This window comes from Mesorhizobium sp. B2-5-11 (assembly GCF_006440835.1).
Classification (GTDB): domain Bacteria; phylum Pseudomonadota; class Alphaproteobacteria; order Rhizobiales; family Rhizobiaceae; genus Mesorhizobium.
Window position 1 is genome coordinate 464,143 of the sequence record NZ_VFUK01000003.1, and the last position, 12,589, is coordinate 476,731.

Annotated in this window: 13 protein-coding genes; 6 read left to right on the plus strand and 7 right to left on the minus strand. The window is 60.8% G+C overall.

Annotated elements, in window-relative coordinates:
• The first annotated feature begins 73 nt into the window (after window positions 1-73).
• The 4 genes from FJ490_RS13225 to FJ490_RS13240 all read left to right on the plus strand — a co-directional run bounded on the left by FJ490_RS13225 (window position 74) and on the right by FJ490_RS13240 (window position 3,387).
• Window positions 74-592, plus strand: coding sequence for a hypothetical protein (locus tag FJ490_RS13225; RefSeq protein WP_140728911.1), 519 nt, complete (start codon window positions 74-76; stop codon window positions 590-592).
• Between the two features lie 192 nt (window positions 593-784).
• The gene (locus tag FJ490_RS13230; protein WP_140495787.1) at window positions 785-1,165 is read left to right on the plus strand and encodes a cytochrome c family protein; all 381 of its coding nucleotides are present in this window, start codon (window positions 785-787) and stop codon (window positions 1,163-1,165) included.
• A 152-nt stretch (window positions 1,166-1,317) separates the two neighbouring features.
• Window positions 1,318-2,253 (plus strand): heme o synthase, encoded by a 936-nt coding sequence (locus FJ490_RS13235; RefSeq protein ID WP_140495788.1) that lies wholly within the window; start codon window positions 1,318-1,320, stop codon window positions 2,251-2,253.
• 312 nt (window positions 2,254-2,565) lie between these two features.
• Window positions 2,566-3,387 (plus strand): DUF2189 domain-containing protein, encoded by an 822-nt coding sequence (locus FJ490_RS13240; protein ID WP_140517100.1) that lies wholly within the window; start codon window positions 2,566-2,568, stop codon window positions 3,385-3,387.
• Between the two features lie 59 nt (window positions 3,388-3,446).
• On the opposite strand, the gene FJ490_RS13245 is transcribed toward FJ490_RS13240, so the two are convergent.
• The 7 genes from FJ490_RS13245 to FJ490_RS13275 all read right to left on the minus strand — a co-directional run bounded on the left by FJ490_RS13245 (window position 3,447) and on the right by FJ490_RS13275 (window position 9,592).
• Entirely contained in the window at window positions 3,447-3,920 is a 474-nt protein-coding gene (locus FJ490_RS13245; RefSeq protein WP_140728910.1) for an aminoacyl-tRNA deacylase, read from the minus strand.
• A gap of 189 nt (window positions 3,921-4,109) precedes the next feature.
• Window positions 4,110-4,508, minus strand: a complete 399-nt coding sequence (locus FJ490_RS13250; protein WP_140728909.1) for a cytochrome C oxidase subunit IV family protein — start codon at window positions 4,506-4,508, stop codon at window positions 4,110-4,112.
• A 9-nt stretch (window positions 4,509-4,517) separates the two neighbouring features.
• Window positions 4,518-5,237, minus strand: a complete 720-nt coding sequence (locus tag FJ490_RS13255; protein WP_140495792.1) for a heme-copper oxidase subunit III family protein — start codon at window positions 5,235-5,237, stop codon at window positions 4,518-4,520.
• 13 nt (window positions 5,238-5,250) lie between these two features.
• A complete protein-coding gene (locus FJ490_RS13260; protein ID WP_140728908.1) occupies window positions 5,251-5,955 on the minus strand; it encodes a cytochrome c oxidase subunit 3 in 705 nt (234 codons plus the stop codon).
• Window positions 5,952-7,721 (minus strand): cytochrome c oxidase subunit I, encoded by a 1,770-nt coding sequence (gene ctaD / locus FJ490_RS13265; RefSeq protein ID WP_140665108.1) that lies wholly within the window; start codon window positions 7,719-7,721, stop codon window positions 5,952-5,954. Before ctaD ends, FJ490_RS13260 begins: the two co-directional genes overlap by 4 nt.
• Before the next feature lie 21 nt (window positions 7,722-7,742).
• Window positions 7,743-8,627 carry a cytochrome c oxidase subunit II gene (coxB, locus tag FJ490_RS13270; RefSeq protein WP_140495795.1) on the minus strand — a complete coding sequence of 295 codons (885 nt, stop codon included), beginning with the start codon at window positions 8,625-8,627 and terminating at the stop codon, window positions 7,743-7,745.
• Window positions 8,628-8,911: 284 nt separating this feature from the next.
• A complete protein-coding gene (locus tag FJ490_RS13275; protein ID WP_140495796.1) occupies window positions 8,912-9,592 on the minus strand; it encodes a GntR family transcriptional regulator in 681 nt (226 codons plus the stop codon).
• 215 nt (window positions 9,593-9,807) lie between these two features.
• On the opposite strand from FJ490_RS13275, the gene FJ490_RS13280 reads away from it, so the two are divergent.
• Both FJ490_RS13280 and FJ490_RS13285 read left to right on the plus strand, forming a co-directional pair.
• Window positions 9,808-10,935 carry a sugar ABC transporter substrate-binding protein gene (locus tag FJ490_RS13280; RefSeq protein ID WP_140728907.1) on the plus strand — a complete coding sequence of 376 codons (1,128 nt, stop codon included), beginning with the start codon at window positions 9,808-9,810 and terminating at the stop codon, window positions 10,933-10,935.
• A 75-nt stretch (window positions 10,936-11,010) separates the two neighbouring features.
• The gene (locus FJ490_RS13285) at window positions 11,011-12,552 is read left to right on the plus strand and encodes a sugar ABC transporter ATP-binding protein (RefSeq protein WP_140728996.1); all 1,542 of its coding nucleotides are present in this window, start codon (window positions 11,011-11,013) and stop codon (window positions 12,550-12,552) included.
• Window positions 12,553-12,589 lie beyond the last annotated feature (37 nt).

Sequence of the window (12,589 nt, forward strand, 5' to 3'; positions counted from 1 at the left end):
GACCATTGTCGATACCAAGCATTGATCACTATCTGCGCTCCTGCTGCAAACCACAGGGTTGTTGGAGGGGCGGTTGAGCCTATTCTTCGAAACGCGACGCGTCGTCGCCTTGGCGATCGTCCTGGCCCTTGCCTGCGATTTCGCCCAGGCCGATGCCGGCACCTGGCGCATCGGCACGGACGATGACGGCCTTGTCACGGCTTCGGTCCATGCCACCAACAAGCTGATCACCGGCGGTGGCGCCCTGAGCTATAGCCCGATCCTGACCATCGCCTGCCGCCCGGACAGCCAACCGCGCTGGACCGAATGGTTGCAATTGAACGACACCGTCTCGGCCAATCGCAAGATCACCATGTCGGTCACCGTCGACGGCGACAACAAGTTCGACGAGAGCTGGTTGGTCGGCCCGCGCGGCCGCATGCTGGTGCGCGATGGCGCCGACGGCATAAAGCGCCTTACCGCCGCGAACCGGCTCCAGCTTTCGTGGCGCTTCGGGCTGCTGTCGGGGCGGGGCCACGCCGATTTCGATCTGACCGGATTTGATGAAGCGGTCAGCCAGCTCGCCGGCAGCTGCAACACTGCTATGCCTTGATCCGCTGCGGACAACCTAAACCTTTGTAGGTCGACCTCTTCTACCTGCCGGCCAGATTCCGTGGTATATAGAGGCCGCAATTTCATATGGGAGAAGTGGACAATCTGTTCTGCCGTACAAGGCGCTTCGCTGGCGATGCTGGCTTATACCAGATCGTCTCAGGCGCATTTGACGATCAGGGAGGAAAAAGTCATGCGCTTAGCCGCATTTTTCGCCGTCGTGTTTGTTGCAACCTTCGTCGCCAATCCATCGCAGGCTCAGGATACTGCGGCTGGCGAGAAGGTCTTCACCAAATGCAAGGCCTGCCACATTGCGGACGAGGACAAGAACAAGATCGGTCCATCGCTGCACGGCGTCATCGGCCGCACTGCCGGTACGCATCCCGGTTTCAAATATTCCGACGCCATGATTGCGGCCGGCAAATCCGGCGTCAAATGGGACGAACCAACACTGATGACCTATCTTCACGATCCCAAGGCTATGGTCAAAGGCACCAAGATGGCGTTTCCCGGCCTCAAGAACGATGCAGACGTGACCAACGTCATCGCCTATTTGAAAACGTTCTCCAAGTGACTTTCTCCTCCGCCATGCGTCTATCCTCTCGTTCGCCGTGATCTCGTCCGAACCCGAAGGGGCCGCGTAAGCAAAAACCGGGTTTCAATTTCGCTCACGCGTGCCTTCGGTTCGGGATCATGGCCTAGGTTTCTTGCTTCCATCGGTCTGAGATGTCGACTAGGGAAAGCCGCCTCAAGGATATCGTCATCCGCCTTCCGGAAGCGACGGCGGGTGATTTCTTCGCGCTTTTAAAACCGCGGGTCATGGCGCTTGCCGTATTCACTGCTTTCGTGGGCCTAATGACGGCGCCTGGCCCGACGAATCCGGTCATCGCGGTGATCGCCATCAGTGCGATTGCGATGGGAGCAGGCGCGGCCGGGGCGCTCAACATGTGGTACGACGCGGACATAGATGCGTTGATGTCTCGCACGTCCAAGCGGCCAATCCCGTCGGGCCGCGTCGCGCCAGGCGAAGCCCTCGGCTTCGGTCTGGTGCTTTCCGCACTTTCGGTGACGGTGCTCGGCGTGCTGGTGGGGTGGCTTGCCGCATCGCTGCTGGCATTCACCATCTTCTTCTACGTCGTCATCTATACGATCTGGCTGAAACGCTCGACACCGCAGAACATCGTCATAGGTGGCGCGGCAGGCGCTCTTCCTCCGGTGATCGGGTGGGCTGCTGCCACCGGCGCCATCGGCATTGAAAGCATCATTCTGTTCCTGATCATTTTCCTCTGGACACCACCGCATTTCTGGGCGCTAGCCCTGTTCAAGGTCGGAGAGTACGCCGCGGCGGGCGTCCCCATGATGCCGAACGTGGCTGGCCAACCCTCGACCAGAAAGCAAATCTTGGCCTATTCGCTGGTTCTGGCGCCAATCGGCGTGCTTCCCTGGGCCTTTGGATTCGCGAGCGGATATTACGGGACTGTCTCGACCGTCTTGGGTGCGGGATTCGTCTGGCGCGCCTGCAAGGTGCTCACCATCCCCGACAAGGAGATGAAGCAAGCAAAGGCGTTGTTTTCTTATTCGATTTTCTACCTGTTCGCGATCTTTGCAACGTTACTTGCCGACACTACTGTAATGCGTACGATCGCATCAGCCGTCCGTTGACGCCGGCGCAAAACATTACGTCGGCAGTGCGCAAAAACCCAGCAGCAGCAGAACAACGACGCCAAGGCCGAGTATGAGAACTGTCCTTCCGTCCATGACCCTTCACCTTCGACTTGAGGAGAATATCGAAGAAAGGCGTCCAGAGCTAGCCAGGCGACCGGGCCTTCTTACCCAACCTTCTTACAAAGCGCGACAAGTCGCTCGCATGAGAGTATATTGATCCTGGTGCAGGTCGCGGTTTGCGTGGCCAGTCATGCAGAACGGCAGCACCGTGAAACCGCGGCCTTACCAGACCTGTCTGGAGGAATGGTCATGGCAAGCTTTCACGTCATAGCAGGCGCCAGCGAGACGCTGGAGCACACCAGAATTCGCAAGATCGGTGTCACCGACCTTTTCGATGCGCTCAGGCGCGGCGTCGACGATTTCATGGTCAAACCGTCGCACATCATTTTTCTCTGCCTGATCTACCCGCTTGCGGGGGTCGTGCTTGCAGTCTGGACATCAGGCAATAACACGCTCCCATTGTTGTTTCCGCTCGTGTCCGGATTTGCGCTAATTGGTCCATTCGCCGCAATCGGCCTCTATGAGATCAGCCGGCGACGGGAAGCCGGGCTAGACGCCTCATGGAGGGCCGCCTTCGAGGTCAGGAATTCTCCGGCGCTGCCAGCCATCGCCGCGGTTGCGATCATGCTGCTTGCAATCTTCATCGCCTGGCTTTTGACTGCGCAGGCGTTTTACCAACACCTGTTCGGCCCCGCCCCACCGCAATCCTTCTCCAGCTTCATCAATGACATATTCGCCACAGGACGCGGCTGGACGCTCATCATCCTGGGGCACGCCATCGGCTTCGTCTTCGCTGCGATCGTGCTGTGCACGACGGTCGTCGCCTTCCCGTTGTTGCTCGAGCGAGATGTCGGCGCCTATGAAGCCATCCACACCTCGGTGCGCGTGGTGCTGGCGAACCCGATCGTGATGGCGGTATGGGGCCTGATTGTCGCCGTCGCCCTGATCATCGGCACGCTGCCAGTATTCGCGGGGTTGGCGGTCGTGCTGCCGATCCTCGGTCACGCTACCTGGCATGTCTACCGCAAGGTCGTGGAACCGCCGCCGACGGCCGGACCGGCGCCTCGATGAACTCCCTGCCGCGCCGGCAAGGACCGGTGCGTGCAGGTTGATCAGAGCCCTTTCCGGCTTCAGTAAGCCGGATGGCTGAAGCGGGCCTGGTGGGCGCCCACAGTCAGGTTACGGAAATCCTTGCCGCTGACACGCACCAGCGTCCTGTGATCGCCGCCCTCGAAATAGATATCGGCGGCACCGCCAAGGCTTTCGTCAAGGACTACCGGCACATCGTAGGCCGCGCCGATCGGCGGAATGGCGCCGGTATCGCAATCGCCAAAGAGCGAAACCGCTTCATCTTCGGTGGCGAGTCCAAGATTCTTGTCCATGACCTTCTGCAACGCGCCGAGCTCGATCCTATGTGTGCTGGGGACCACGGCCAGCGCATAACCCAGATCGTGGTGAACGAGCACCGATTTGGCCATTATGCTGCCGGGCACGTGCGCGGCTATGGCGGCCTGCCTGCTTGTGGCCGTGCGATGATGCGCGACAGTATCGTAGGAAATCCCTTTCCGGTCGATATAGTCCTTCAGTTTGTTTGCGATTGTCATTTTGGGCGTCCCTTGCTGAGTTCGCGACGCAGGTCAAAACGCGGCAATCATTTCGCTTCCGTCGTTTCGGTATGAATAAAGATGGCCCAACCGTCGATTGTTTCAAAGCGAGGGTGGCGGCACCGGACCGCCCGCAGCATCGTCGGAATCCTGATCGGCCATCGACAAGGTCTGAACTCCGATTTGGCGTCAGGGCCCAGCCCCGAAAAACGCCATCCGGGTGAGAAGCGTGTAATCCGCTTCAAAGACCATCATCGCCACGAATACCAACACCAGCACGGGCGGCAGGATGATTGCGTATGTCAGCGCCAGCCGTTCCCAGGCCATGTGCATGAAAATGGCGACGATGAGCCCTGCCTTGAGGATCATGAAGATCAGGATCAGCGACCATCTGAGATAGCCGTGCAGACCGAAATAATCGATCAGATAGGAGCAGGTGCTGAGAATGAACAGCCATGCCCAGACCACCAGATAAAGCTTGATCGGGTGCTCCTGATGAGCTTCTGCCGGGGGGGCGCCGGTCGTCGCCGCGTCATGAGTAGCGTGCAGCGTGTGTTGCCCGAGGCCGTTTGCGGTTGCTTCAGCCATATCTGCCTCTCACCAAAGATAGAAGAACGCGAAAATGAAGACCCAGACCAGGTCGACGAAATGCCAGTAGAGTCCCATGATCTCGACGTTCTCGTAGCGGCCCCTGCGGCTGGTAAAGAAGCCGGGCCGCCCAAAGTCAAAATCTCCACGCCACACCTTTCGCGCCACGATGATCAGGAAGATCACCCCGATTGTCACATGCGTGCCGTGGAAGCCGGTGATCATGAAAAAGGTTGACCCGAACTGGGCAGCGCCCCAGGGATTGCCCCAGGGCCGCACGCCTTCGGTGATCAGCTTGGTCCATTCGAAGGCTTGCATACCGACAAAGGTCGCACCGAGTGCTGCGGTCAGAAGCATCAGGATTGCCGTTTTGCGGCGGTCGCGGCGATAGCCGAAATTGACCGCCATGGCCATGGTTCCGCTGCTTGAGATCAGCACGAAAGTCATGATGGCAATAAGGATCAGCGGAATATCCGAGCCGCCGATACGAAGCGCAAAGACCTCGCTGGGATTGGGCCACGGCACGCGTGTCGAAATGCGCGCGGTCATATAGGAGAGCAGAAAGCAGCCGAAGATGAAGGTGTCGCTGAGCAGGAAGATCCACATCATGGCCTTGCCCCATGACACGTTCTTGAACGCCCGCTGATCCGAGGACCAGTCGGCGGCGATGCCTTGCCAGCCTGCGGGCCGCGGCTCTGTCTGAGCGATATGCGTGAGTGTCTCTGCCATCCGCCCGTTCCTCCTACGTCAGTAACCCCCGGCAAATATCGATGAAAGTCGCGGCCCAGCCGGCCAGAAGCGCGAAGATGGCAAGCCAGACGAAAAGCAGGAAATGCCAATACATGGCGCACAGCTCGACGCTGAGGCGAAGCCGCGCCGGCCTTGCCCCGTTCCAAGCGCCGACGGTTGTTCTGCCCAGGCCCACCAGTCCGCCCAGTATGTGCAGGCCATGCATTCCGGTAAGCAGGTAGAAGAAACTGTTGGCCGGATTGGAAGCCAGAAAGTAGCCATCGGCAGACAGCTCGCGCCAGGCCATAAACTGTCCAATCAGGAAGGAGAGCGCCGTGAACCCGGCGGTGGCAAGGCCGAGCCTAACCATGTCCATTTGACCCTTGCGCGCCGCGAGCGAGGCGCATTGCAGCGCAATGCTGCTGAGGACCAGCATGCCGGTGTTGAACCAGAGCAGCCGCGGCAGCGGCAGCGCCTGCCAGTCCGACAGCGCCATGCGCATGAAGTAGGCGCTGGTGATCAGCGCGAACAGACAGCCGACGACCGCCAGGAAGACGCCGAGGCCGATCTTGGCGGTCGGCAGCGCCGATCCTTCCATACCAACAAAATCCCCGGCCATACCTTGCTCGAGCCATGGCTTGGTCATCAGCCGCTGGTGGGAAAGCCACCATCCGGCAAAGCCGGCGATCACGAGCATGAAGACCAGAATGACGCTCATGCCGGCTCCTTGGAGGGACCGAAGGAGCCCGGCACGTTTTGCGGGATGAAGTCCTCCTTGGCGCCCGGTACGCTGTAGTCATAGGCCCAGCGATAGACGATCGGCAGCTCCTTGCCGAAATTGCCATGGGCCGGCGGTGTTTGCGGCGTCTGCCATTCGAGGGTCGTGGCCCGCCACGGGTTGCCGCCGGCCTCGCGGCCATGACGGATGCTCCAGATCAGATTGAACAGGAACACAATCTGGGCAAAGCCGACGATGAACGCCATGATGCTGATGAACGAGTTCAGATGGTGGGCCGATTCTGTCATCACCGTCATATCGGTCAGTTCATTGTAACGCCTGGGCACGCCCATCAGTCCGAGGTAGTGCATGGGAAAGAAAATCAGGTAGGCGCCGAGGAAGGTGACCCAGAAATGGAACCGGCCCAGCGCCTCGTTCAGCATCCGGCCGGTGACCTTCGGATACCAGTGGTAGATCGCACCGAAGATCACGATGATCGGCGCGACCCCCATGACCATATGGAAATGGGCAACGACGAACATCGTGTCCGACAGCGGGACGTCGACCACGACATTGCCAAGGAACAGCCCGGTCAACCCGCCATTGACGAAGGTGACGATGAAAGCCAGGGCAAATAGCATCGGTATGGTGAGGTGGATGTCGCCGCGCCACAATGTCAGCACCCAATTGTAGACCTTGATGGCGGTCGGAACCGCGATGATCAATGTCGTGGTGGCGAAGAAGAAACCGAAATAGGGATGCATGCCGCTGACATACATGTGGTGCGCCCAGACGACGAAGCTCAGCGCACCGATGCCGACGATGGCCCAGACCATCATGCGATAGCCAAAGATGTTCTTGCGCGCATGGGTGCTGATCAGGTCCGACACGATGCCGAAGGCCGGAAGGGCCACGATGTAGACTTCGGGATGGCCGAAGAACCAGAACAGATGCTGAAACAGGATCGGGCTGCCGCCATTATGCTGTAATTGCTCGCCCATTTCGACGATCGCCGGCATGAAGAAGCTGGTGCCGAGCGTCCGATCAAGCAGCATCATCACACAGGCGACGAATAGCGCCGGGAAGGCGAGCAGAGCCATGACGGTCGCGGTAAAGATGCCCCAGACAGTCAGCGGCAGACGCATCAGCGTCATGCCGCGCGTGCGGCCCTGCAACACCGTCACGACATAGTTCAGCCCGCCCATGGTGAAGCCGATGATGAACAGGATCAGTGAGACGAGCATCAGGATGATGCCCCAGTCCTGGCCCCCCGGTGTGCCGGTCATGATTGCCTGCGGCGGGTACAGCGTCCAGCCGGCCCCCGTCGGTCCGCCAGGCGCAAAGAAGCTCGACACCAAAACCAGCACGGCAAGCAGGTAGATCCAGTAGCTCAGCATGTTGACATAGGGAAAGACCATGTCGCGAGCCCCCACCATCAATGGGATCAGGTAGTTGCCGAAACCGCCGAGGAACAGCGCCGTGAGCAGATAGATCACCATGATCATGCCGTGCATGGTGATGAACTGGTAGTAGGCTTCAGGCGTGATGAAGTCGAAGGTGCCGGGAAAGCCGAGTTGCAGCCGCATCAGCCAGGACAGCACCAGGGCGACCAGGCCAATTCCCGTTGCCGTCGCGGAATACTGGATGGCAATGACCTTGGCGTCCTGCGAGAAGACGTATTTCGTCCACCAACTGTGCGGATGATACAGTTCGACTTCCGCGACTTCGGCCGGCGGGATGGCATCTGCAGGGGTAATATCGACCATAGGAACACCTCCGTGTCCTTTTTAGCGAGACCCGACGGTTTCGAGCTTTGCTGCAATCCTCGAACTTGACACCGTCGTTGGACCCGACGCCTGGCTTGCCGAGCCCGTCTGCTGGGGCGCCGACAATTGCGCAAACGTCTGTTGCTGGCCAAGCCACGCCAGGTAATCCTCCTGCGTATCGACCATCACCACACCGTGCATCATCGGATGTCCTTGGCCGCAGAGTTCAGCGCACAGGACCTGGAAGGTTCCGGTTTTCGTTGGGGTGAACCAGAAGTAGGTGACCGAGCCCGGGATCATGTCCATTTTGGCGCGGAATTCCGGCACATAGAAATCATGCAGCACGTCGATCGAGCGAAGCAACATCTTGACCGGCTTGCCAACCGGCAGATGCAGATCGGCCGCTTCGACCACGACATCGTCCTGGCCATTGGAATCGCTGGTGATCACGCCCAACGGATTGTCAGCGGTGACGCCGCGGGTGTCGGACGTGCCGAGCTTGCCGTCCTTGCCGGGCAGGCGGAAACTCCATTGCCATTGCTGGCCGACAACTTCGACCACGGTTGCGTCGCTCGGAACGTTGACGAACCGGTTCCAGACGAACAGGCCGGGAACCAGCAAAGCCGTTACGCCGACCGCGGTGACAACCGTCAGCCAGGATTCGAGCCGCCTGTTCTCCGGTTCATACGCCGCCTGATTGCCTTCCCGATGACGGAAGCGGAAGACGCAATAGGCCATGAACAAAACCACGGCGGCAAAGACGACACCGGTGATCCAGAAAGTTATGATGATGGTGTTGTCGATATAGTCCCAGTTCGAGGCAATCGGCGTCCACCACCATGGGCTCAGGAGGTGGAACAGCACCGAGCCCACAACTATCAAAACGAGTACAAGCGCGAAGGCCATGTCCCGTTCCTCCCGGCATTCCAGGGGCGCGAAGCCGTCTCCGGAAATGCCAAGTGCATCATAGCTTGATTTGGGGTCGCAATTCTAGAGCCGACTGTCTTGACGGGAAAAATCCCGCCTTGCCTGCGCCAACCCTTCGAGAGGAGCCGTCCATCACACACGGGGACGCGTTCGTCCGGCTGATGCGCCTGCGCCGGATCGTTTGGGCGAAGTCGACGGTGGGGTGTGCCAAGCCACGTCGGCAGGCCGAATTCGATCTTCGCGCCGACGAAGTTTCGTTTGTGCTATTTCAGCAGGCCGACCAGAACGTCGAAGGCGGCGTCGATGTCGGCGCGGACCGCGGCCTTGACCGCTTCCGCGTCCCGGTCGCGCAACGCAGCGAACATCTCCTGATGGTGCGCATTGGCGGTCGAATAGTTTCCGGAATCGTGCAGCATGTTGAAATAAGGACTGATCTGCAGCCACAAGTTCTCGATGATGTTGAGAATGTTCTCGGAGCCGGCCGCCCGGTAGATGGAGAAATGAAAGGCGTAGTTGGCGCGCAGATAGGACTTGACGTCTCCCGCCGCATTGGCCTGTTCGAGCGCGTCCAGATGCTGGCGCAGCCGGGCGATAGCTTGGTCGTCCATACGCTCGGCCGCCCATGCGGCGGCGATCGCTTCGATCTCGAAGCGGACGTTTCTCAGATCGACGAGGCGTGTGCGGCTGAGTGCGGGAATGCCGATCGAGCGGCCTGAAACCACCATCAGCGCGTTGGCGGCGGTCAGCCGCCGCAGGGCCTCCCTGACCGGCATCGGACTGACGCCGAAAGCATCGGCAAGGCTTTGCACCGTTACCATCTCGCCCGGCACGATGCTGCCGTCGAGGATCAATTCGGTGACATGGCGATAGACCCTGTCCTGCAAGGTCTCCTTGGACAGGGGCGCGATCTCGACACCCGGCTTTCTGAACGCCGCTCCAGCCATCTCCCCTCAACCTTCCCGCGCAAGCTGCGCCATAACCCGTATCCGGAATGCAGGCTTCCGGCTGCGGCGTCAAGCACCCCGGCCGTCGCCTTGTCATGAGCATATTTCATCATTGATCTTTGATCAAATGGTGATACGGTTGCGATATCGGATGGCAAGGTCACGTCTCGTGCCCTTGGGAGGCATCCGATCGTTCGGATCGGGAGGAGTTTCATATGGGTATCGGATTGAAAGCCCGGCGGCTTGCGCTGCTGGCCGGCATGGCTGCCTGTGCTTTTGGCATCTCCGCGGCCGAGGCCGCTGAAAAACACAAGATTTTTCTCAGCATGAGCTTCATCGGCAATGACTGGCAGGCCGAGGCGGCGAACATGGTCAAGGCGATGGCCTCGCACAAGAGCCTGGTCGACAAGGTCGACCTGCAGGTCCAGGTGGCCGGGCCGAATGCGCAGCGCCAGATCCAGCAGATCAACGCCATGGTGCAGGCGGGAGCGGAGGCGATCGTGATTTATCCGATCTCGCCGACGGCGCTGAACCAGGTCGTCAAGAACGCTTGCGAGAAGGGGGTCAAGGTCTTCGCCTACGACGCCGAGATCACCGAGCCATGCGCTTACAATGTCCATATCGACCAGGAGGAGGCTGGCAGGGTGACAGCCGAATGGCTGGCCAAGAAGCTCAACGGCAAGGGCAACATCATCGCCGTGACCGGCGTTCCCGGCACCTCGGTCGACGAGCTGCGCACGAAAGCCGCCAAGGCGGTGTTCGCCAAATATCCCGACATCAAGATTGTCGGCGAAGCGGTCGGCATGTGGAGCCAGGCGGTGGCACGCACCGAACTCTCCAAGATTCTGGCCACGCGCAACTGGGACGACATTAACGGGCTGTGGATGCAGGTGGGCTGCTTCACCGCCAATTCGATGCAGCTCGAGGCGGGCAGGAAAGCCAGCCAGCTTCTGCCTTGCGCCGGTGAAGGCTCCAATGGCGGCCGCATCCAGATGCTGCCGGAAGGGACGGAGGTCGAGGGTGCTGCTTCTCCCTATGCACCGCTCGGCGCGCCGCGCATTTCCTATGCCTCGCCGCCCTATTCCGGCGCGCTCGCCTTGAAGCTCGCCATCGAGGCGATCGAGGGCAAGGATGTGCCGAAAGCGACAATCCTGCCGCTGCCGATCGTCACCAACGAGACGAGCAAGCTTTGCAACGAGGGCACCTGGGCCGAAATGAAGGCCGGATGCAACACCTTCAAACCGTCGCTGGTTTCCAACCCCGGCTGGTTCGCGTCGATCTTCTCCGACCAGACGCCCGAGATCGGCCTCAACGCGGCGCTCGTCGGCCAGCCCGAGGAGTAGGCTTCAGCAATCCGTGCGCGTGGGGCACTGTGGGCTCCACGCGCCCGCAAGCATGGCATGCCGGAACCGGGAATGATGACTTCAACAACGCATGTGCCGGCTATTGCCGTCAACGGCATACGCAAGGCGTTTGGCGCGACGGTCGCGCTTGACGACGTCTCCTTCGCGATCTCGCCTGGCAGCGTGCACGCTTTGCTGGGTGAGAACGGCGCCGGCAAGTCGACGCTGGTCAAGCTCCTATCGGGACTGGTGCGGCCCGATCAGGGCCAGATCAGCATCCTTGGCGCGCCGGCCGCGCTCGGTTCGCCGCGCGCCGCGCACGACCGCGGGGTGCAGACGGCGTTCCAGGAGATGACGCTGGTCCGCGACCTCAGCGTTCTCGACAATATGCTGCTGCCCTATGCGCCATCCGGCCCGACCGGATTGATCAGGCGGTCGGCCGCGCGCAAGGCAGTCGGCCGGCACATTGCCGATCTCGGTTTTTCGGTCGATCTCGACGCCGAGGTTGCGACGCTCGATCTCGCGGTCCGCCAGAAGATCGAGATCGCGCGCGCCGTCTACCGCAAGCCGCGCATCCTGCTGCTGGACGAGCCGACCTCGACGCTTTCGGGCGGCGACGTCGAATGGCTGGGAACAATCATCGCGCGGCTCAAGGCCGCCGGAACGACGGTCGTGTTCATCACCCACCGCATGCGTGAGGTGCGGGCCTTCTGCGATACCTTGACCATCCTTCGGAATGGCCGCCACATCGTCACCGCACCGGTGGCCGACATCTCGGACGAGGATGTGATCGAGAAGATCATCGGCCGCGCCCTCGCGCAGACCTTTCCGCCAAAGCCCGAGGGCGCGGCAGTCTTCGGTCCGCCGGTGCTCGGCGTGCGCGATCTCAAGGCGGGCAGAAAACTCGACGGCGCCAGTTTCGACCTGCGCAAGGGCGAAATCCTCGGCATCGCCGGACTTCAGGGCATGGGCCAGCTGGACCTGTTCCTCGCCTGCTTCGGCATGGCCGAGATCGAACGCGGCCACGTCATGGTCGACGGCCGCAAAGTGTGGCTCGGCTCGCCGGCCGATGCGCTGAGGCCCAACATGGCGATCGGGCTGGTGCCGGAGGATCGCAAGACCGAAGGCCTGTTCCTGAAATTGTCGGGCCGGCAGAATGCATCGCTGCCGGTGGTCGGCCGCTTCACCCGGCTCGGCTTGATCCGCGAGGAGGAGGAAGCACGCGCCGTGCAGGCGGCCTTCTCGACGGTCGAGGTGGACAAGCGTGCGCTGTGGACAAGAGCCGGCGCCTTTTCCGGCGGCAACCAGCAGAAGATCGCCATCGCCAAATGGCTGGTTGCCGAAAGCCGCATCCTGCTGCTCTTCGATCCGACCCGCGGCATCGATGTGGGCACCAAGCATGAGCTTTACGTGATGATGCGCGACTACGTGGCGGCCGGCGGCTCGATCCTGCTGCATTCGACCGAAATTCCCGAACTCGTCCATCAATGCGACCGCGTGCTCGTTCTCTATGACGGACGGCTGGTGGCCGAGCTCGCCGGCGACGAGATCACCGAGAGCGCGATCATGCGTCCGGCGCTGGGACATGGCGGCAATATCCTGGAGGCAGCACAGTGAGCGCGGTCGGTTCGTTAACAACCGGACAGGCCGGACC